This window comes from uncultured Arcticibacterium sp., assembly GCF_964021845.1.
Classification (GTDB): Bacteria; Bacteroidota; Bacteroidia; order Cytophagales; family Spirosomataceae; genus Arcticibacterium.
In genome coordinates, this window is the sequence record NZ_CAXHZC010000008.1 from 115,416 (window position 1) to 136,360 (window position 20,945).

The window sequence follows — 20,945 nt, forward strand, 5'->3', positions numbered from 1 at the left end:
TATTTATGCTACCTATACTTCTTAGTAGTATTGTTGTTTTTGTTTTAGTGGTTCTGTTGTTTGTATTCTTAATACTTACAGCTAAGGCTAAACTCTTGCCACAAAACGATGTGAAAATTATTGTTAATGGTGATAAGGATAATCCAATTATCACAAAGTCGGGAGATACATTGTTAAATGTTTTGGGTGCTAATGACCTGTTTCTTGCTTCTGCCTGTGGTGGAGGTGGAACATGTGCCATGTGTACTTGTAATGTTTATGAAGGTGGAGGAGAAGTTCTTCCTACGGAAACCAATCACCTTAACCGTCGTCAAGTAGGCGAGAAGCTTCGTTTGGCCTGCCAAGTGAAAGTTAAGGAGGATATGGAAATTAAAATTCCTGATGAGGTTTTTGGTGTCAAAAAATGGGAGTGTGAGGTTACTTCAAATTATAACGTTGCATCTTTTATTAAGGAGTTTCAGGTGAAACTACCGGAAGGTGAAAACTTAGATTTTGAAGCAGGTGGTTATATTCAAATTGACGTACCTAAAACTACCGTAGAATTTAAAGACATTGACATTACTGCTCACCCAAAGTATCATGAAACAGCTGATAAATTTAAAGAGGAGTGGGATAAATTTAACCTATGGCCTTTAAAAATGGTCAATGATGAGGAGGTTTTTAGGGCATATTCTATGGCTAATCATCCTGCAGAAGGTAATATGGTTAGTTTGACTATTAGAATAGCTACACCACCATGGGACAGAGCCAAAAACACATGGATGGATGTAAACCCGGGTTTATGTTCTTCTTATATTTTTGGGAGAAAACCAGGTGATAAAGTAACTATCTCTGGACCTTACGGTGAGTTCTTTATTAAAGACACGGAAGCAGAAATGCTTTATATAGGTGGAGGTGCAGGAATGGCACCAATGCGTTCTCACTTGTATCACTTATTCCATACACTAAAAACTAAGCGTAAGGTTACTTTCTTTTATGGTGGACGTACCAAAAGAGAATTATTTTACATAGAAGAGTTTAGAGAAATAGAGAAGCAATTTCCAAATTTTAAATTCTGTATTGCACTTGATAATCCTCAACCAGAAGATAATTGGGTACTTAAGAAAGATATTAATGATCCAGAAGGTGATGGTTTCAAAGGCTTTGTGCACAATGTGGTTATTGACGAATTCTTAAGTAAGCACGAAGCTCCTGAAGATTTAGAACTTTACTTCTGTGGACCACCGATGATGAATCAGTCGGTTATTAAAATGGCAGATGATTGGGGTATTCCAGACGAAAATGTAGCATTTGATGACTTTGGAGGTTAAGAAGAATCTTCTCTTCATAGTATTTATCACAATAGGGTTGTTGTCTTGTAAGCAAGGCAATAAACCCTATTCTGTTTTTCAGGGCTATGCTCAGGGAAGTACTTTTAGAATAGTGTATGAGTCTATATCGGAAAAAGACTATGCTTCAGATGTAGATAGTATTTTGCTAGTGATAGATAAAAGTATGTCGCTTTGGGATAGTACCTCTATCATTCGCAAGGTTAATGAAACAGAGGAAGCTGTGCTTGTAGATAGTCACTTTGCTAATGTTTTTAAGCGTTCACAATATTTTTATGAAATCAGTGAAGGGGCATTTGACCCAACTTTAGGCCCATTAATAGATGCTTGGGGTTTTGCAAGAAAGCATGGGACCAGTTTACCTACTGATAAAGCTATTGACAGTCTTAAAAACTTTATAGGACTTAATAAATTCCGCTTAGAGGGAAATACGCTCTACAAAGATTTTGCGGGAGCTCAATTGAATTTTAATGCCATAGCTCAGGGTTATACAGCAGATGTTTTGGGGGACTATCTCGAGACCCAGGGTGTCAAAAACTATTTAGTGGAAATAGGTGGAGAAACAAAAGCTAAGGGACTGAATCAATCTGGAGAGAAATGGAAAGTAGGAATAGAAAAACCAGACTTTAACCAGACGAGTGCTACCAATGCCATTAAGACGGTAGTTGGTTTAACAAATGGGTCTTTGGTGACCTCGGGTAGCTACAGGAAGTATATAGAAAAGGACGGTAAAAAGTATAGTCACACTTTAAATGCTATTACAGGAAAACCTGTAACACATAATTTATTAAGTGCCGCGGTGGTAGTACCTGAGGCAATGGATGCTGATGCCTATGCCACCATGTTTATGGTGATGGGAAAAGATTCCGCTATAACTTATGCAAACGAGCATGGCTTGGCCGTTCAGTGCATCTTTGATGATGAGGGAACCTTAGGTATAGCCTATTCCAATGCCTTTAAAGAACTAATAGTTTTAGAGAACTAGTCGTTTTGACAGGCTTCATCAGGTAGCTTTCCACACACACCACATACAGCTCCCTCTTTTTGAAGCATTGGGTTGTTATTGGCACATGTACCTTTGAATCTTCCGTTTTTTACAAATAGTATTCTCACGCTAAAAAGGAAAAAAGCAAAGAGAACTGCCGCAAGTGTAACTAGTAATAATTTCATGTTGCAATTTAACTATTTCTTCTAAGAACGTAATTACACTTGGTCATATTGAGGGATTTCTTTACTTTAGGTATTCTTATTTTAATCTAATTAAAGCTGTACTAAATGATAACTAAAGTAAAAACCCTATTAGAAGGAAAAGAACTGCAAGAAATAGTGACTGTTACGCCTACTACTACGGTAATAGAAGCGTTGGCGGTATTAGAAAAATATAAAATAGGAGCAGTTTTGGTCATGGAAAATGGTGAACTAAAAGGTATTTTTTCAGAAAGAGATTATGCAAGAAAGGGAATCATCAAGGGAAGGAAAGCAAAAAGTACTTTTATGAGCGACGTGATGACTACCAACGTTATAACGGCCAAAGTAACTGCTGGTATTAGAGATTGTATGGAATTAATGACCAATGGACATTTTAGACACCTTCCGGTAGTGAATGAAGAAGATAAGGTAGTAGGTGTGCTAAGTGTAGGTGATATTGTAAATGGATTGATAAAAGAACAAAGAACGCACATAAACTTTTTGGAAAACTATATATCAGGCTCTATAGCTGGCTGATAAATGAAGAAAAAGACGCTTTATATTATTCGACATGCTGAGGCAGAAGATTTTGGAAATTCTGCCATGTTGAAAGACTTTAATAGAAACCTGACGGGCAAAGGGATTTCCCAATCGGCTAGATTGGGAAGTTTTTTGGTTAAGGCTAATGTTAAAATTGATGGTTTTGTTTCTAGTCCAGCAAATCGTGCTTTTCAAACAGCAAAGGTTCTATTGGAACAATATAAATTAGACGAAGAGCAAATAACTCTAGAAGAATCTCTATATGGAGGAGGCCCAAGAGCTTATCTTTCATGCTTAAATGGAATCTCAGAGAATTTAAGTTCAGTTGCAATCTTTGGTCATAATCCGGATATTACTTTTTTTGCAGAATATTTAACACGAGATGATGTAGGTGGAAATATGAAAAAGGCTACCATAGTTGAGTTGGAATTTGAAAACCAGGACTGGGCCGAGATCTCTGGTAACACGGGAGACTTGGTAAGAAGGGTTGATGTAAAGAGTATTGAGGTTTAAAGAATGAAAAAGAAAAACATTTTCAAAATAGCCTTTGTGGTCTTTGTAGGCATAGTTATTCTATTGCTTTTGGATATGGCAAGGCATACTACAGCACCGTGGAACAAGGACAAACAAATAGAAAGAGCTGTTAACCCTTAAGCTTAGAATTTAAGGGTAGTTAAAATAGGATGATGGTCTGAAGCAAAGAGGCCTCCCCAAGTTTGAGAAATGGCAGCGTGTTTAAGTACTGTGATACCGCTATTTATAAAAATATGGTCTATTTGGCTATTTTCTCTTTCACTTGACTTAAAGCCTGTGAAGCTATCTATAGGGCCGTAATGTGGCGTCTTTGATACATCCTGCGTGTTTTTTAGACCACCATTTGTATAAATCAAAATAGGTTCATCTGTAGGAGTGCTATTAAAGTCTCCCATAAGTATTACTGGGTCTTTCATTTTTGCAATTAGAGCTAGAAGTAATTTAGAGCTCTCTACACGGGCTAGATCTCCGCGGTGGTCATAGTGCGTATTAATGGCTACAAAGGCTTTACCATCAGATTTTCTTATAAAGTGAGCCACGGTAGCAATTCGTGGCAAGGCTGCATCCCAGTCTTTAGAGGGTTTTTCAGGGGTCTTAGAGAGCCAAACAGTATTCCAACTAGTCAATGCTAGTTTAGATGAGTTATAGAAAATAGGGGAGAACTCTCCACCAGCTTTTCCATCATCTCTACCTACACCTACCCATTTATAATTAGAAAGGGCTTCTCCAAGAAAAAGTACTTGTGGTTCTGTAGCCTCTTGTAAGCCACATATATCTGTTTCAAAATAAGAGATGGTTTCGGCTACATGTTCTTTTCTGTTTTCCCATTGATTTATACCATCATTTGGGGTGGCATATCTAATGTTGAAAGACATCACGTTTAGTGAGGACTGAGACAAGCAAGAAATAGGAAGAAGTAAAAGAAGAATTCTTAATAACATAATTGGGTTGAAATTGTGTTCGAATTTACATTAACCCAAAAGGCTTTGAAACTATTGATTAAATAATTTCAGAAAATTATTTATCAGCCAAGATTCTTCTGCTTTTAATACAGACTGTACAGTGCTATTAGTGAAGTTAGTAACCTTATTTATATCGTCAATTATTTTCAACACCTCTTTTTTCTCATCGGTGTCTGGTTTTAGTTGAGATTTGATTTCGTCCATTGTTTCTATTATGGGCTCTATCTCTCTCCTTTTTCTTTCTTTGGCTATTTGACGGGCTACTTTCCAAATATCCTTTTCGGCTAAGAAGTATTCTTTACGCTCTCCAGGAAGTAATTGCTTATTAATCAAACCCCAGCTCATAAGGTCTCTCAAATTCATGTTCACATTTCCTCTGGAGATTTTTAAATCTTCCATGATTTGGTCTGCGTTCAGTGATTTGGGCGACAGTAATAGTAGGGCGTGAATTTGCGACATGGTTCGGTTTATCCCCCATTGAGTAGCAAGTGTACCCCACGTATGGATAAATTTATCCTTCGCTTCTTGTAGTTCCATAAATAGGCTTTATAAAAATCTTCTAGGTTTGCACGTAAGTCTGAACGTCAAAGTAAACTAAGGATATTGAATTTTCAAAATTTTCTGAAACTTATTTGACTGGCAAAAAGAAAGGAATCCATTCTTTTTGCAAAGATTAGATTCCTTTTTAATTAGCTGTCTACATGTGAGAACTAAAGCATTTCTTCGTCGTCGTCTGCTTTGACTCTGCCTGGTGTAGCTATGTTTGTAGAGTCAGAGGGTCTTCTAAAAGTCTCACCGGGACTAAAGATACAGTCGCCAGAAACTCTTACACCTGAAGGAATATCGAAAGAGCTTTTGCCAAATTCTAAGTCTTTATCAGCGTATACTTTTTGCATAAATAGTCCCCAGGCTGGTAATGCCATTCTGGCTCCTTGCCCATGGTAGATAGACCTAAAGTGAATAGATCTTTCTGAGGCTCCCGACCATACTCCAGCTACCAAGTTAGAGGTAAGTCCCATAAACCAACCGTCAGAGTAGTTTGAAGTGGTTCCTGTTTTACCAGCTACTTCATTACCACCTAGTACACCGTATCTTCCTAATCCTGCTGATGTACCTCCAGGCATTGTAGAGCCTTTCATAAGGTGAATCATTTTATAAGCAGATTCGGCACTTAAAACTTCTTTTTGGTCTGGGAGGTATTCTCTTATAAGTTCACCGTGCTTGTCTTCTATTCTGCTAACAAACAGTGGCTCTGTGTATTTTCCACCATTGGCAAATACAGAATAGCCGCCAAGCATCTCAAACAAAGTTACTTCACTAACACCTAAACAAAGAGAAGGACTATTAGCTAATTCACTTTTTATACCTAATTGTTTTGCCATCTGTATAACATTAGACGGTTTAAACTGTTTTATCAATCTCGCACTCACCGAATTAATGGATTCTCCCAAGGCCCTTCTTAATGTTAGCGAGCGGTATGAATACTTTCCGTCTGAGTTTTTAGGCGTGTAAGTTTTACCAACTAAGCCATCTTCCGCTCCAAATGTGATAGGTTCGTCCACTACTTCTTCACAGGTAGAAAAACCATTGTCAATAGCCGTGACATAAACAAATGGTTTGAAAGTAGAACCAGGCTGTCTTTTACTTTGCTCTACGTGGTCATATTTAAAGTGTTTAAAATTGATACCACCTACCCAAGCTTTGATGTTTCCGTTTCTTGGGTCCATAGCCATCATACCCATGTTTAAGAACCTCTTATAATACCTAATGGAGTCCATGTGAGACATAGTTGTGTCTTTTTCGCCTTCCCAAGTGAACACTGTCATGTCTACAGGTTTGTCCATTTCGGCAAATATCTTCTTCTCGTCTTTGCCATACTTCTTTTTAAGGTCTCTGTAAATCTGTGTTCTTTTAGCTACGGTTTCTATAAAACCAGGAATTTCTACATAACCGCTAGATGATTCCGCATTTCTTCGCTGTACCCATGGATTTCTTCCTTTCCAGTGCTCGTCAAATATTTTTTGCTGTTTCGCCATATGCTCTTCCATGGCCTCTTCAGCGTAGGCTTGCATTCTGGAATCTATGGTTGTATAGATTTTAAAACCTTTGGTGTATAAATCTTCTGGCTTGTAACCATATTTTTGAATTTCCTTTTTAGCCCAATCTTTCAAAAATTGTCTAAAATACGGGGCAGGACCATTGTTATGAGAGTCTGGTGAGTAATCAAGTACAATATCTTCTTCTTTTAACTGGTCAAAATCATCTTTGGCTAGTTTGCCATATTTTACCATTTGAGCCAAAACTACATTTCTTCTTGGCTTGGCGTATTGCGGTCTAAATTTAGGATTAAACCTTGATGGATTCTGAATCATTCCTATCAGAAGAGCTGCTTCGTTTACGGTAAGTTCAGATGGGGACTTTTGGAAATACGTTTTAGTGGCAGATTTTATACCATGTGCACCACTACTAAACTCAATAGTATCAAGGTACATTTTCATGATTTCCTTTTTCGTGTACCTTTTTTCAAGCTTTACACAGGTAATCCATTCCTTAGTTTTAATTATTAAAGTTCTTAGTACCGGCACATTGTAAAGGATACCTTGGTAAGATTCATCCATCCTTAATCTAAACAGGTTTTTGGCGAGCTGCTGTGTAATGGTACTACCCCCACCTTTATGATTTAAGGTAAGAACACCGGTTAATACACGAATCATAGCCCTTGCATCTATACCACCATGTTTGGTAAAACGTACATCTTCCGTAGCAATAAGAGCGTCAATCAAATAAGGAGAAAGTTCTTCCCAGTCTGCAGGGCTTCGGTTTTCGTAAAAAAATTTCCCGAGAACTTTTCCATCAGATGAGATAACTTCTGTGGCAATTTCACTTTTAGGATTGTCAAGGTCATCTACTGATGCCATTTTTCCAAAAAGCCAAAAAAGGTTAAAATTTACAGCTAGTAAATAAACTATGAATAGACCGATTCCTCCAAAGAAGAATAGGTAGAAAAAATTAATAAGCTTTTTGAATTTGCCTTCGGCTAACATGCCGACCTGTGGAATCTTCATAATATATAGGAAAACGAGTTTATTCTAAGTTCAAATTTAAGGGTTTATGGCTAAGAACGAATTCTTTTAAACCAAATTTCAATGAACACAGATTTGATTTAATCTTTTAAGTTATTATAATTTATACCTCGGCAGTGGACTTATAGATTGTTCTGTAAATTCTTTTGCCAAAAACTTATAGTAAGTACTTACCGCAATCATGGCGGCGTTGTCTGTACAATATTCAAATTGAGGAATAAAAACTTCCCACTTTTCTTTTTGTCCAGTTTCTTGTAATGCGTTTCTTAAGCCTTTATTTGCCGCCACACCACCAGCTATGGCCACATGCTTTACTTTATGCTTTCTAGTTGCCTTTTTTAGCTTTTGGAGCAGTGTCTTTACTAAAGTGTATTGATAACTGGCACAAATGTCGTCCATGTTTTCATCAATGAAATTAGTATCCTCTTTCACTTTTTTCTCAAGAAAGTATCTCAAAGCAGTTTTGACACCTGAAAAAGAAAAACTGAGACCTTTCATTTCTGAGATAGGAAACTCATATGCTAGCGGGTTTCCCTTGGCAGCATGCTTGTCAATCATTGGTCCCCCCGGATAATTTAAACCTAACATTTTGGCTCCTTTGTCAAAGGCTTCGCCCACGGCATCATCTTGGGTTTCGCCTATAACTTCCATTTCTAGGTAGTCTTTGACCAAGACTAATTGGGTATGGCCACCGCTAACAGTCAAACAAATAAAGGGAAATGCAGGTTTTGGGTCGTCTATAAAATGAGCTAAAATATGGGCTTGCATGTGATTGACCTCAATGAGCGGTATCTTATTTGCCAAGGCAAAGCCTTTAGCAAAGGAAGTACCTACCAGTAAGGAACCTAAAAGGCCAGGCCCCCTTGTAAAACCTACTGCTTTGAGTTCATTTTTTGTTACCTTTGCTTCCTTTAGGGCAGCGTCTACCACAGGTAAAATATGTTGTTGGTGTGCCCTTGAAGCTAGCTCCGGAACCACGCCGCCATATTTTTCATGTATAATTTGGGTAGAAACAATGTTGGATTTCACTTCGCCGTTAATAATAACCGATGCTGATGTTTCATCACAGGAAGATTCAATGGCAAGCAAGGCGATTTTTTCGGGCATAGTGTTACTTTAGAATAGCAAAATTAAGAAGAACAAAGCAAAAGGATTTGATAAAAAGTCTGAAAATAGGATTTAGGGCATTTTGGCTCCTCATTCTACTAATAGTAGCTATGGGTGCTATGCTTTTCTATGCTTTGCAATATTCCGAGTTTCAGACCGACATGAGTCAGAAGGCGGCCAACTGGCTTTCAGAAAAACTTGGGTCAAAGGTAACGGTAGGAAATGTACAAATTTCTTGGTTAGATGAGATAAGGCTAGAAGATGTCAATATAAAAGATTTAGACGGGCGAGACATGATTTATGTTCGCGAGGTTTATGTTAACTGTAAAACTAATTTTACACTAAAAGGCGACCAGGTTATCAATTTCGATAATAACCTCGATTTTGTGATGCTCAAAGAGCCCGACGTAAAGCTTATAAGAGAGGAGAATGGAAAGCTTAATATTGATGCTTGGATTAGCAAAGCAGCTTCTCTAAGGGCAAAGAGAGACACGCTAAACCCTCGAAGTACGAAATCTTTTACCATAGATGAAGCAGTAATTCAGAATGGTACATTTCAACTTACGGATGATTTTAAGGAGCTTTATCCAGAAGAACTTTTTGACTACTCTAACTTCAAAATAAAGAACATCACAGGAAATGTGAAAGATTTCTTTATTCATAGAGACACCATCACTTTTCACGGAACTAACATTAAAGGTTTAGAGCCAAGAAGCAACCTTGTTATAAAAGGAATTGATACTGACTTCTTTTATTCCAAGAAACAGATTCTGCTTCAAAACTTAGTAGCTAAAATTAATAACTCCGTTATCAAGGATTTCATAGGCATGTATTATGACAAGCCTTCAGATTTAAATAGGTTTAATACGCATGTACGTTTAAAGGCTAAGCTTAAAAACTCAGTTTTTGATTCTCAAGATTTGGGGAGAATGTCCATGGCAATGTATGCTTATAACGAAAACTATAGGGTAGATGCCAATTTGAGCGGATTGGTTTCTGACCTTTATTTTGAAAATGCCAAGGTTGGTTTTGGAGAACAAAGTTATTTGGCAGGAAAAGGACATTTTAAAGGTTTGCCAGATGTTCAGAATGCTTTTTACCACATGGAGGTTTCGCCTTCTTTTATAAATGCTCCAGATGCTAAGCAATATGCGGGCATAGATAATTACAACAAGTATGTAGAGAAGTTTGGCAAGGTGAATTTTGAAGGTCTTTTTAAAGGGACTTTTGAAGATTTCTTTACTGATGCAAAAGTTAACTCGTCCAATCTTGGCTCTGTAAACGGTAAGGTTCTTTTTGAAGTAGAGCCAATAACAAAGTTGCCAACTTATAATACGGACATAATAGAAAGTAAAATTCATTTAGGAAAGCTGACCAATAACCAGAAATTAAAAGACATCTCATTTAAAGGGAAACTTATTGGAGCGGGTTCTAGTCTAAATGACGCCTCTTTTGACATGGATGGCCTTATTGATAAAATCTGGTTCAATAATTATAACTTCAGAAACATCAAAGTTGATGGCTTACTTCGTCAGTCTGTTTTTGATGGAAATGTGGTGGTAAACGACCCAAACTTAAATGCTTCCGTTAATGGACGTGTAGACTTTAACCCAGAGCAAAACCAATTTAGAATTAATGGTCAGATAGATAAAAGTAACTTAATGCCTCTGGGTTTTACGGACGAGCCTATTCAGTTAGTCACCGAATTTAATTTCGACTTTGATGGTAATAAACTAGATAATTGGTTAGGTCAGGCAGCGTTTAAAAATACTTTTGTTAATAGAGAAGACCGAAACTTGGTTATTGATGATTTAAAATTTCTAAGCAGAAAAGAGAAGAATCAGCGAATTATGGGTGTTCGTACAGAATACTTTGATGGCGATATTTCTGGGGAATTTATTCCAAGTACTCTTTTAGCAGATTTGCTGGAGCTCAAAAAAGAGTATGGTTTGTTTTTCTCAGGAACAGCAGATGAAAGAGAAAGGTATTATAAGACCAAAGTTAAGGACTCTTTAAAGCTAGATTATGCTGCTCACTATTCGCTTGATGTAAAAGATACTAAAGACTTTTTTGCATTCTTTAACCCAGAAATTTCTGTCAACAAAGGCATGCAAGTCTCTGGTGATGTTAAGATTCAGTCTACTTCTCAGGTTTCGCTGTATACCACTGTAGATACCTTGATTTATAAAGGCAACTCCTTTTATAATAATGAGCTTGATTTTTATTCATCAAAGAGTGCTTTCTCGGCAGATGTGCTTACTTCATTAGTACTGTCTTCAGATGAACAAAAACTTTCTAGTGAGGTAGAAACAGAGAACCTTCAGCTTAATGGCTCTTGGGGGGGAGCTAAGAAGCTAAGTTTTGACGGAGGTATTCGTCAAAAAAATAGTACGAATAGAGCTTTGCTGTTTGGAGATTTAAGTTTCCTGAAGGATGGTTTTGCCATTAGTGTTAACCCTAAGAATAGTTTTGTGGACCTTCTAGATTTTAAATGGGTGTTTGATTCGGAGAATCTTGTAACTGTTTTTGGTTCTGAAGTGCAGTTTGAAGATTTTAGAGTTTCTAACAAAGAGCAAAGTTTGGCTCTCAGTGGTTTTGTTTCAGAAGATTCTACAAAACAGCTTTTTGCAGCAATAAATGAGTTTGACTTAAGAGCTTTGGAGCCCTTGGCTGCGTTAAGAATTGAGGGAATTGCAGATGGCGATGTATCCATTAGTAATTACTACAGAAATCCAATATTGCTTAGTAATGTGGTGGTTTCAGAATTAGTGTATAAAGATATTTTGGTAGGTGATGTTAATGCCGTTATTGATTGGGATAGGTTTTTAGGGAAAGTTAAGATTGACTCTAAAATTGAAAGGGAAGGTATAAAAATATTAGATGTAGTGGGCACCTATGACCCGAATTCTACTAATGGGATGAACCTAACGGCTGATTTAGATAATGCTAATTTGATTATTCTAGGGACTTTTGTTGATAATATCTTTTCAGATTTGGGCGGCTATGCTAATGGCGAACTTTCTATCACTGGAGGTCCAAGAGACCCAATTGTTAGAGGTGACGTTAAGATTGACGATGGTAGGCTGAAGATTAACGCTACAGGCAGTTATTTATATTTTTCCGATATAATTAAGTTTACAGAAGAAGGCTTTGTGGCAGATAAAGGTGGTTTTAAGGTTTATGACGCCAAAAACAACGGAAACGAGGCCTATTTAGAAGGAGGGATATTTAATGGTGGTGATGGAAATTTTATGATGGGGCTTCATGCCTATATTAAAGACCCTGATGGCTTTAGACTATTAAACACTGGGATTAATGATAATGATGCATTTTACGGAAATGCTTACGCTTCAGGCGACATTCACTTAACGGGTGATTTTTCGGATATACTTATTGCTGGTAATTTGGTGAGCAAGCCAAAAAGTAAAGTGACCATACCCTTAGACGCGGCAGCGAGTGTTGATACTGACGTGGAAGCCATTCCTTTTGCGTCTAAACCGAGTGAGGAAGAGGAGAAAGGAGAGAAGAAGGTTGTAAATAGAAATATTAGTGGTGTAAGGCTTTCTTTTAATTTGACGGTAACGCCGGAAGCCGAGGTCGAGATACTAATGGATAGGAGCAATAATGATAAAATTAATGCATTCGGTAACGCTCGTTTATCGTTTGATTATGATTCTAGAAACGACAATTTCACCATGAGTGGGCCCTATGAAGTGGTATCAGGGAAGTACGATTTTAGCTTTCAGAATTTGGCGTCGTTAAGAAAATTTGAAATTTTAGAAGGAAGTAGGATTTCTTGGTCAGGAGACCCTTATAACGCAATTATTGCTATTAAAGCTGCGTATCAAACTAATATTGATATGAGCGGAATATGGAGCAGTGAGGCCTCAGACTCAGAGGTGGATAATACGAGGTACCCGGTTAATGTTACTGTGAATATTAGCGATGAGCTTCAAGCCCCAAAAATTGACTATGAAATAAATTTTGAGCAAAATCAAATTCCAAGCCGACATCAGTCAGACTTGTTGGCTTTTGAGCAAAGGCTTCGAGATAACGAACAATTATTGAGTAGGAACGTAAGTTCCGTAATAGCTTTCAATAAACTCTTTCCTGAGAATAATATAAGAGACGCTTTTGACCAACAGTTCCTGATTGATAATATCAATAGTATGCTATCTAATCAAATAGGAAACTTAGCTAATAAATTAGACCCTAACTTACAGGTAGGGGTTCTTTTAGGAGACTTTAGGCAAAACCTTCTAAATAACATGCAGCTTAATTTTAGTTATAAGTTTCTGAATAACAGAGCTAAATTAAGTGGTAAAAGTTCTTATTCTAACGGACTAGAGAATGCCGCTACTTTTGCTGCTGCTCAAGGGCAGCTTTCTGTAGGCGGTGAGCTGGAATATCTGCTTTCTGAAGATGGTATTTGGAAACTTAAAGTGCATTCTAGAAGTGTACCTAATTCTAATTACTCCTTTCTTAATGCCACTACGGGCAATGTCACTGTTTCTGGAGCAAGTATTTTATTCTCTAGAAACTTTAATTCATTCTTTAACAAAAAGCCCAATAAAATACCAATAGGCGTGGGGAAAAAGGAAGAAGAGGAAGACGCCGAAGTGATTCCTGAAATTTCCTTTGCACATTAAGGATTCCACCAATAAGTGAATTTCATCACTATAGCTCGGTTTCTTACGTTAAAGTTTTCTGCTAAGTAATTATCTGTATACACTATGAATAAATCAGATGCTGGGCTGTAACGCCACTGTAATCTAGTATTCAGGTTAACATTATTATTTTGCTGGTTATACTGGAAGAAATTAGTGAAGAATAGCTTATTAGAAAGTGTTACGTCAATTCTGGGTCCAAATAACCAGAGTTTGTGTTTTGAATTTATCAAACCTTCAGGGAGTCTACTGTCTTCGCCAAAAGCTATTTGGTTATAATTGGCTTTCATAAGAATGGCCACATAAGGCTGAAAACGATAGCCTAATTCGCCCTCTAATCTAATTCTATTCCCGTCGGCATAATAGCCGCCAAATCTGCTACTGAAGGCGTAAGTGAAAACACTCTGAGGTTTAGAGTCGTACTCAAAGCCAGTGGCTTGCCAATAATGCTCTGTACCTGCCTTAATTTTTTCATTGGCAAAATTAGTTGGGTCAAAATCTCGCTGGGGTTTTACATAATCTATAGCTCCCCAAAGTCGTAAAACACTTCGGTCTTTAAATGTTACTCCATAATTAAGCATATGTAAGTACTCAAAAGTTTCAGAGTTTTCACGAGTGAAATATTGGGATAAAACTAGATTTGGACCATGACTAAGTATTGGACCTTTCTTAGGGAAGAATAAATAGGCTATTTCGGGCTTTGCCCTTATGTAATTACTTCTTTTTACATAACCTACCTCGTTGGCCTCTACACCTTCACCTACACTTTCCATTTGCATGGTAAGTTGCCAGTTTCTGGTGGTTCTGACTAAGTTTCCGGCCAGAATACTATTGTCTTTTAATTTATCAGGAGAAAATGTCTTTATAAAAAAAGCCTTGCCATTCCATTTGTTATCTTCAGAGGCCAAATTAAATTCTAAGCCTGCGGTTCTGTTAAAAGCTGAAATGGGGTTTGTAGCGTCTGTTAAGTTTTCTCCTATTAAGTCTCTATTTACAAATATTCCAGAAACATAAGAACGCTTAAAAACTTGACGCTGTACAGAGAGAACATTGTAAAAAGAGCCAGGGCCTTGGTTTTCATGAGCTTTTCCTGTTTGCATGGCCATGGCTCCAATTCGCCATTTTTCATTAACCTTACCACTTAGTTTCCCTCCATAATATATAGGAGCTTCTATCCCTATTCTTCTAGAAAAGAATGGTCTGATAGTTTGGAAACCAAAATTGTTAAAGATGTCGCCGTTTTCTAGGAAGAACTGCCTTCTTTCTGGGAAAAAGAGTTCGAACCTATCTAGGTTGGTTACCTGTACATCTACATCAACTTGCGAAAAATCGGGGTTTACCGTAAGGTCTAGATTCATGGAGGAGGTTAGGCCTATTTTGGCATCCAGTCCTACATTTTTAGTGAACTCAGGAGATGTATTCGCTTCATGGTTCACTACTCTTCCCACGTTTACATAAGGAATTACAGAAATGTTTAGTCCTGGTGCTGGTGGTGGTTTATCCCATACAAGATTCCCAGTATATGCGAGTGAAGCAGTAGGGAACTGTCTAGGAATAGGAGTCCATGATGATTTTTCTGTTGATTTTAAATCGTTTCGAGAGAAGTTGATACCCCAAGAGGTTACTTCTTTTTTATAGCGAAGTGTTTTAAAAGGAATGGCAGCTTCCCAAATCCAGTAGTCGCCATAGTATTTAGCTTCTGATTGCCATTTATTATCCCAACTTACGTCAATATTACTTCCGTTAGACATCAAACCATCCCATTGACCCCCTTTGGCATTTGAGCCGAATGAATAACCAGTGGTTAAATCATTAAAAGTATCTATGAAAAGAAGGTCATTGTCGTTTTTTGAAAAAGTGAAATCTCTTCGCATAGACTCCACCATGTAAGAGCCTGGTATGGTGTCATGATTTATAAAAAGCACGTATAAGTTTTTGTCGTCAAATGTAAGTTTGACATCCGTCCGAACAGCGGCCATGCTAGTGTCCATGGGTAAAACTTGAAAGAAATCACCTGCGGTTTTTGCATCTTTCCAAGCTTGTTCATCGGCTAGGCCGTCTACTTTTATGGGCGAAGTGCTTCGTTTGATAGCATATTGAAAGTTGGCATTCGGCTTTTGAGCCAAAACATTATGCTGCGAAAATAAAATAATGAGAAATAAAAGAAGTAGAGTTTTGGGCATGAAAAAACATCTTAGATATACAAAATACAAAATTAAGGTATTGTATTTTTCTAAGATGCTTTAAAATGTATTGATATATCTACGGTAAGGGTAAGTTTATCTATTCCAAACTCAAATCCTTACTACTTCAGCTTGTGTTAAGTGAGCAGACTCAACTAATTCTTTGGCATATTTAAGGTTTCCGGTAGGAGCCATTAAGTAAAGACGGCTATTTTTCATTTTAGCCAGCTCATTAAAAAGAGTTAGTTTAGAAATAGACTCTTGGCCATCTAAAACTTTTAAAGTAACCTCAAAAAAGCATCTTTTTGAATAACTAACACCAGTAACATCAGGTACAAATTTCAATTGGTCAGCGGCTCTTTCGTAAGAGAAAGGAATTTCAAAGCCATCCATGTTAGCTTTTATTTTGTCAAATCCGTTTTTCTTTGCCCAAGCAATAGTCTTTTCAATATGTTTGCTTTTATCCATTTTTTGTTGGTTAATCTTTTTTTTCGGAAAGGTTTCGCTGCTCCGTAGTGTTTGTACAAGCAACAAAGTTAAGTATTCTATTTTATCAACACAATATAATAATTGCAATCGCAGTAAATCTGGGTAATTTCGCCTCTCATTTCTACCTTTTGTAGGAAAAATAACATTTTTTGTAATTTAAATGAAACCACAGCAAGCACTTAAAGAATATTTCGGATATGATACATTTAGACCTCTTCAGGAAGAAATTATTCAACACGTTTTAACCAAAAAAGATGCTTTGGTTTTAATGCCAACTGGCGGAGGTAAATCTATTTGTTTTCAAATTCCAGCCATTGTTAATCCTGGTATTACTATAGTGATTTCACCTTTAATAGCTTTAATGAAAGACCAGGTGGAGGCACTTTTGGCTAATGGTGTGGAGGCCGCCTATTTGAACTCAACCTTATCATATGAAGAGCAGGAAACTATAATAAGAAAGGCAAATGACGGGATTTTAAAACTTCTTTATATCGCTCCTGAAAAGTTATTTTCTATAGATAGCTCTACTTTGTTAAAAGGCCTGAATATAAGCCTTTTTGCTATTGATGAATCACACTGTATTTCTTCTTGGGGCCATGATTTTAGACCTGAATATAGAAAATTAGATACGCTGAAAATTGATTTTCCGGAGGTGCCAGTACTGGCTTTGACCGCTACAGCGGATAAGGTGACCCGAAAGGATATATGTAAGCAGTTAGGTATACCGATAGAAAACGAATTCATCAGCAGCTTTGACAGACCTAATATTTCATTAAAGGTTTCTCCTGGACGTAAAAAGTTAAAACAGATAGAGAACTTTTTGTTGAATTCACAAAATCAATCCGGAATTATTTATTGCTTAAGCAGGAAGGGTACGGAGACGGTAGCGGCAAGCCTTCAGAAGATGGGATTTAAAGCCGATTTCTATCATGCGGGGTGCTCAGCAGATTTAAGAAGTAAACGGCAAGAAGATTTTATAAATGATGATTTACAAATTATAGTTGCTACGGTTGCCTTCGGAATGGGAATTGACAAATCTAATGTACGTTGGGTTATTCATTACAATTTACCAGGAAACGTAGAAAGCTTTTATCAAGAAATAGGAAGGGGAGGAAGAGATGGTGAAAATGCGAAAAGCCTTCTTTTTTATAGCTATGCCGATATTATTCAACGAAAAAGGATGATAGACAATTCGGAGCTACCACCAGAGCAAAAGGAATTGATGGAAGCGAAGCTTGACAGAATGCGACATTATGCAGAAGCTAATATTTGTAGAAGGCGAATCTTGCTGAGTTATTTTAATGAAGATTTGGAAAATGATTGTGGCAACTGCGATGTGTGTAAAAACCCAAGAAAAAGGTTTGATGGGACTGTGATCACTCAAAAAGCACTTTCAGGTATAGCAAGAACAGGCGAGAAAGTGGGAATGGGTATGCTTATTGATATTTTACGGGGTAGTAGAAATCAGAATCTGATGGGGTTGGGCTATGATAAAATACCAACTTTTGGTGTAGGAACAGATCTGAAATGGGAAGTTTGGGCAGATTATTTGATGCAAATGCTTAATTCCGGTGCTATGGAAATAGCCTATGATGAAGGCCACACTTATAAATTAAGTGAGGTAAGTTGGCAAATATTGAAAGGGAAGAGAAAGGTTGAGTTATCGGAGTTTGTGTCTTTTGAAGAAAAGAAAGCTCAGCAAGATGCGGAGGTTCCGTCAGGAAATGCGAAAAGAGACTTCATTAAAAATGAATTATTTGAAAAACTCAGACAGCTAAGAAAAGAAATAGCAGATAAGGCTGGCATTCCTCCTTATGTGGTTTTTCATGATAGTTCTCTACTAGAAATGGCTACAGACAAGCCAATTATTGAAAGTCAGATGTTGGCAGTCGGCGGAGTAGGGCAGGAGAAATTGAAGAAGTATGGCAAGGTGTTTCTCAAAGAGATTGTAAACTATGTGAATGCTAACAAGGTAGTAATTAAAGGTATGACTTATACCCAAACCTTACAGCTTTTTAAGGAAGGTAATTCGTTGGAAGAAATAGCGGTTATGAGAAAAATGTCGCCAGGTACAATAGCCGGGCATTTGGTTAAATTGAAATCAGAGGGAGAGGATATTGATTTGAAAAAGCTGATTGATACTTGGTCTTATGATACCATAATTAAAGGAGCAAAAGAACTGGGAATGACTCCAAGCCATATTATAAAGCCACTTTTTGAACACTTAGGAGGAGATATTGGCTATGATAAAATAAGGCTAGCTATGTCTATTTGGGAGGCAGAATAAGGTCTTTTGCCTAACAATGATGATTTCTTAAAACATGGTTTACGGCAGTTTTGGTTAAAAAGACTATCTTGATTCCTTAATCAATTCTTGCCCATGAAATCATTGAAACCTTTGCTCCTTTCTCTTCCTTTCGTTTTAACTTTTGCCTGCAAGGCTCCAGAAAAAGAAAAAAACTGGTACAAAGGAAACTTGCACACCCATTCTTATTGGAGCGATGGTGATGAGTTCCCCGAAATGATAATGAACTGGTATAAGGGGCAAGGTTATCATTTTGTTGCACTGACAGATCATAACACCTTGGCCGAAGGCGATAAATGGAAAGTGATTCCCGAAGACAGTTTGCACCAAGCGGGTTTTGAAAGATACCTGAAAGAATATGGTGTGGAATGGGTGAATTATAAACTCGATTCTGCGGGGAGAAGGGTGGTGAAACTCAAAACTTACAACGAATACACGGATTTATTTGAGGAAAACGAAAAGTTTTTAATCATAAAAGCCGAAGAAATTACAGATGGTTTTGAGGGTAAACCACTGCATATGAATGCCACTAATATTCAAAGCAAGATAGAGGCTCAAGGTGGCGGAAGTGTGGTAGAAGTGCTTCAAAATAATATTGACCAAGTTTTAAAGCAAAGAGAAGAAACTGGTGTGCCTATCATGCCACATATTAATCATCCTAATTTTGGTTATGCCATAACCTTAAATGATATGATAGCCCTAAAAGGAGAACGTTTCTTTGAAGTTTATAATGGGCATCCCACGGTTCATAATGAAGGAAACGAATCGCATATTTCTACAGAAGAAATGTGGGATAAAATTAATATAGCCTACCTGAAAGCAAATAAGCCAATGATGCAGGGCTTGGCTACGGATGATACGCATCATTATCATTCTTTTGGGAAGTCATGGAGTAATGCTGGTAGAGGTTGGGTTATGGTGCATGCAGATTCTCTAAATGCGGCTTCTCTTATACATGCCATGGAAGCAGGCGATTTTTACTCAAGTACTGGCGTGACATTAAAAAAGCTAAGTTTTGAGGACAAAAAACTTACTGTAGAAATTGATGGGGAAGAAGGCATAACATATACCACGACTTTTGTCGGTGTTAAAAAAGGTGCGGACAACTCCGAGGTTTTAAGTACTACGGAAGCATTGGAGAGTTCATTCGAAATGACAGATGATTTACTTTATATAAGATGTAAAGTCACTTCTTCAAAGTTACAAGATAATCCAATTGAGAATTTAATTTATGAAATGGCCTGGACACAGCCAGTTTTTTGAACATATTGATTCTGAGTGGTATAAAACTTATTTACTGTTTAGAGTGATTTAGTATTTTTATTAGAAGCTTTAGAAAGTTTCATCTTTCACATAAAATTTGGGTCTAAAAACTTTAGATTAGTGCTTTATTGCATTTTTTTAGAATAAAGTATACGCTATAACCCAAGCTAAGATAAACCATGAAACAAGTTTTAAGCACTCAGCGACTATTCTCTTTGGACGCTTTGCGAGGTTTTGATATGTTCTGGATTATGGGAGCTGAAGAAATCTTCCATAAGCTAGCCGAAATTACCAATACACCCGTTTGGGAAGGAGCTTGTAATCAATTTACACATCCAGATTGGCATGGTTTTGCTCTTTATGATTTAATATTTCCATTGTTTCTCTTCTTAGCAGGTGTGGCCACCCCGTATTCCGTAGGTAGGCAGCTGGAAAAAGGGAAAGACAAGCAAGGTTTATTATTTAAGGTGATAAAGAGAGGTCTAATTCTGGTTTTATTAGGCGTGATATACAATAACGGACTAGTGATTAAGCCTATAGCTGAGATTAGGTTTGCCAGTGTTTTAGGTCGAATTGGAATTGCATATATGTTTGCCAATATTATTTATATCTACTTTAAAGACAGAGGGCAAGTAATCTGGTTTGTGAGCTTGCTGCTAGGGTATTGGTTCCTTTTAATGTTTGGTTCGGCTCCGGGCTATCCTATGGGAGATTTAAGCATGCAAGGAAACATAGTTTCTTATCTGGACACTCTACTAGTTCCCGGAAAGCTTTACTTAGGCATACATGACCCAGAAGGTTTAGTTTCTGCTATTCCGGCCATTGGGACAGCTTTGTTAGGAATTTATGCTGGGAATATGTTGAAAAATACAACAGCTGATAAGCAAAAAGCTACCGTAGTCAAAATGCTGGCCATAGGTGTTTCTCTTGTAATTTTGGCTCAAATTTGGAACATATTCTTGCCAATAAATAAGAATCTTTGGACAAGTTCTTTTGTGCTTCAGTGTGGAGGAATTAGTATGGTCTTAATGGCTACATTTTATTACATAATAGATGTGTTAGGCTACCAAAAGTGGGCTTTTTTCTTCAAAGTTATCGGGGTCAATTCTATTCTGATTTACCTTTCAGGTCACTTTATAGACTGGGAGTTTACTACCAATGCTTTATTTGCTTGGTTAGGGCAGTTGATTGGTGAGCCCTATAACGCCGTAGTCATGGTTATTTGCTTTTTAGCTGTAAAATGGGTTTTCCTGTATTTTATGTACAAGAAAAAGGTCTTCTTGAAGGTTTAATAAA

General features: G+C 37.3%; 16 protein-coding genes. 9 read left to right on the top strand and 7 right to left on the bottom strand.

Going from position 1 to position 20,945, the window contains the following annotated elements; all coding sequences use genetic code 11:
• Positions 1–5: 5 nt before the first annotated feature.
• Together nqrF and AADJ06_RS19515 are read left to right on the top strand one after the other, a co-directional pair.
• Entirely contained in the window at positions 6–1,310 is a 1,305-nt protein-coding gene (nqrF, locus tag AADJ06_RS19510; RefSeq protein ID WP_341228175.1) for an NADH:ubiquinone reductase (Na(+)-transporting) subunit F, read from the top strand.
• A 40-nt stretch (positions 1,311–1,350) separates the two neighbouring features.
• Positions 1,351–2,313, top strand: coding sequence for an FAD:protein FMN transferase (locus AADJ06_RS19515; protein WP_341228176.1), 963 nt, complete (start codon positions 1,351–1,353; stop codon positions 2,311–2,313).
• On the opposite strand, the gene AADJ06_RS19520 is transcribed toward AADJ06_RS19515, so the two are convergent.
• Complete coding sequence (locus AADJ06_RS19520) at positions 2,310–2,498, bottom strand: hypothetical protein (RefSeq protein WP_341228177.1); 189 nt, start codon at positions 2,496–2,498, stop codon at positions 2,310–2,312. The genes AADJ06_RS19515 and AADJ06_RS19520 overlap by 4 nt on opposite strands.
• A gap of 105 nt (positions 2,499–2,603) precedes the next feature.
• On the opposite strand from AADJ06_RS19520, the gene AADJ06_RS19525 reads away from it, so the two are divergent.
• Genes AADJ06_RS19525 through AADJ06_RS19535 form a run of 3 tightly spaced genes read left to right on the top strand, consistent with a single transcriptional unit; the run spans position 2,604 to position 3,710 of the window.
• Positions 2,604–3,053, top strand: a complete 450-nt coding sequence (locus AADJ06_RS19525) for a CBS domain-containing protein (protein ID WP_341228178.1) — start codon at positions 2,604–2,606, stop codon at positions 3,051–3,053.
• Positions 3,054–3,056: 3 nt separating this feature from the next.
• A complete protein-coding gene (locus AADJ06_RS19530) occupies positions 3,057–3,569 on the top strand; it encodes a histidine phosphatase family protein (protein WP_341228179.1) in 513 nt (170 codons plus the stop codon).
• A 3-nt stretch (positions 3,570–3,572) separates the two neighbouring features.
• Entirely contained in the window at positions 3,573–3,710 is a 138-nt protein-coding gene (locus tag AADJ06_RS19535) for a hypothetical protein (RefSeq protein WP_341228180.1), read from the top strand.
• A 2-nt stretch (positions 3,711–3,712) separates the two neighbouring features.
• Here AADJ06_RS19535 and AADJ06_RS19540 read toward each other — a convergent pair whose 3' ends face one another.
• From AADJ06_RS19540 to tsaD, 4 genes are all read right to left on the bottom strand, one after another.
• Entirely contained in the window at positions 3,713–4,531 is an 819-nt protein-coding gene (locus AADJ06_RS19540) for an endonuclease/exonuclease/phosphatase family protein (protein ID WP_341228181.1), read from the bottom strand.
• Positions 4,532–4,582: 51 nt separating this feature from the next.
• Positions 4,583–5,089: an ArsR family transcriptional regulator gene (locus tag AADJ06_RS19545; protein ID WP_341228182.1), complete on the bottom strand. Its 507-nt coding sequence runs from the start codon at positions 5,087–5,089 to the stop codon at positions 4,583–4,585.
• Positions 5,090–5,262: 173 nt separating this feature from the next.
• A complete protein-coding gene (locus AADJ06_RS19550; protein ID WP_341228183.1) occupies positions 5,263–7,617 on the bottom strand; it encodes a transglycosylase domain-containing protein in 2,355 nt (784 codons plus the stop codon).
• Between the two features lie 114 nt (positions 7,618–7,731).
• On the bottom strand, positions 7,732–8,742 hold the full coding sequence (tsaD, locus tag AADJ06_RS19555; protein WP_341228184.1) for a tRNA (adenosine(37)-N6)-threonylcarbamoyltransferase complex transferase subunit TsaD: 1,011 nt from the start codon (positions 8,740–8,742) through the stop codon (positions 7,732–7,734).
• 47 nt (positions 8,743–8,789) lie between these two features.
• Here tsaD and AADJ06_RS19560 point away from each other — a divergent pair, with 47 nt between their 5' ends.
• The gene (locus tag AADJ06_RS19560) at positions 8,790–13,391 is read left to right on the top strand and encodes a hypothetical protein (protein ID WP_341228185.1); all 4,602 of its coding nucleotides are present in this window, start codon (positions 8,790–8,792) and stop codon (positions 13,389–13,391) included.
• Here the strand turns inward: AADJ06_RS19560 and AADJ06_RS19565 are convergent.
• On the bottom strand, positions 13,388–15,592 hold the full coding sequence (locus AADJ06_RS19565) for a DUF5916 domain-containing protein (RefSeq protein ID WP_341228186.1): 2,205 nt from the start codon (positions 15,590–15,592) through the stop codon (positions 13,388–13,390). The genes AADJ06_RS19560 and AADJ06_RS19565 overlap by 4 nt on opposite strands.
• Before the next feature lie 111 nt (positions 15,593–15,703).
• Complete coding sequence (locus tag AADJ06_RS19570) at positions 15,704–16,060, bottom strand: hypothetical protein (RefSeq protein WP_111370886.1); 357 nt, start codon at positions 16,058–16,060, stop codon at positions 15,704–15,706.
• 181 nt (positions 16,061–16,241) lie between these two features.
• Between AADJ06_RS19570 and recQ the strand changes: the two genes are divergently transcribed.
• The 3 genes from recQ to AADJ06_RS19585 all read left to right on the top strand — a co-directional run bounded on the left by recQ (position 16,242) and on the right by AADJ06_RS19585 (position 20,941).
• Positions 16,242–18,368, top strand: a complete 2,127-nt coding sequence (recQ, locus tag AADJ06_RS19575) for a DNA helicase RecQ (protein WP_341228187.1) — start codon at positions 16,242–16,244, stop codon at positions 18,366–18,368.
• Between the two features lie 93 nt (positions 18,369–18,461).
• On the top strand, positions 18,462–19,649 hold the full coding sequence (locus AADJ06_RS19580; protein WP_341228188.1) for a histidinol-phosphatase: 1,188 nt from the start codon (positions 18,462–18,464) through the stop codon (positions 19,647–19,649).
• Between the two features lie 179 nt (positions 19,650–19,828).
• A complete protein-coding gene (locus tag AADJ06_RS19585; protein WP_341228189.1) occupies positions 19,829–20,941 on the top strand; it encodes a DUF5009 domain-containing protein in 1,113 nt (370 codons plus the stop codon).
• Positions 20,942–20,945: the final 4 nt, after the last annotated feature.

Bases quoted from the DNA above. Each gene is read 5' to 3' on its own strand.
- AADJ06_RS19585 (WP_341228189.1), top strand. From the start codon at position 19,829: ATGAAACAAGTTTTAAGCACTCAGCGACTATTCTCTTTGGACGCTTTG.
- AADJ06_RS19580 (WP_341228188.1), top strand. From the start codon at position 18,462: ATGAAATCATTGAAACCTTTGCTCCTTTCTCTTCCTTTCGTTTTAACT.
- AADJ06_RS19540 (WP_341228181.1), bottom strand. From the start codon at position 4,531: ATGTTATTAAGAATTCTTCTTTTACTTCTTCCTATTTCTTGCTTGTCT.
- AADJ06_RS19565 (WP_341228186.1), bottom strand. From the start codon at position 15,592: ATGCCCAAAACTCTACTTCTTTTATTTCTCATTATTTTATTTTCGCAG.
- AADJ06_RS19545 (WP_341228182.1), bottom strand. From the start codon at position 5,089: ATGGAACTACAAGAAGCGAAGGATAAATTTATCCATACGTGGGGTACA.
- AADJ06_RS19550 (WP_341228183.1), bottom strand. From the start codon at position 7,617: ATGAAGATTCCACAGGTCGGCATGTTAGCCGAAGGCAAATTCAAAAAG.
- AADJ06_RS19525 (WP_341228178.1), top strand. From the start codon at position 2,604: ATGATAACTAAAGTAAAAACCCTATTAGAAGGAAAAGAACTGCAAGAA.
- tsaD (WP_341228184.1), bottom strand. From the start codon at position 8,742: ATGCCCGAAAAAATCGCCTTGCTTGCCATTGAATCTTCCTGTGATGAA.
- recQ (WP_341228187.1), top strand. From the start codon at position 16,242: ATGAAACCACAGCAAGCACTTAAAGAATATTTCGGATATGATACATTT.
- AADJ06_RS19530 (WP_341228179.1), top strand. From the start codon at position 3,057: ATGAAGAAAAAGACGCTTTATATTATTCGACATGCTGAGGCAGAAGAT.
- AADJ06_RS19570 (WP_111370886.1), bottom strand. From the start codon at position 16,060: ATGGATAAAAGCAAACATATTGAAAAGACTATTGCTTGGGCAAAGAAA.
- nqrF (WP_341228175.1), top strand. From the start codon at position 6: ATGCTACCTATACTTCTTAGTAGTATTGTTGTTTTTGTTTTAGTGGTT.
- AADJ06_RS19520 (WP_341228177.1), bottom strand. From the start codon at position 2,498: ATGAAATTATTACTAGTTACACTTGCGGCAGTTCTCTTTGCTTTTTTC.
- AADJ06_RS19535 (WP_341228180.1), top strand. From the start codon at position 3,573: ATGAAAAAGAAAAACATTTTCAAAATAGCCTTTGTGGTCTTTGTAGGC.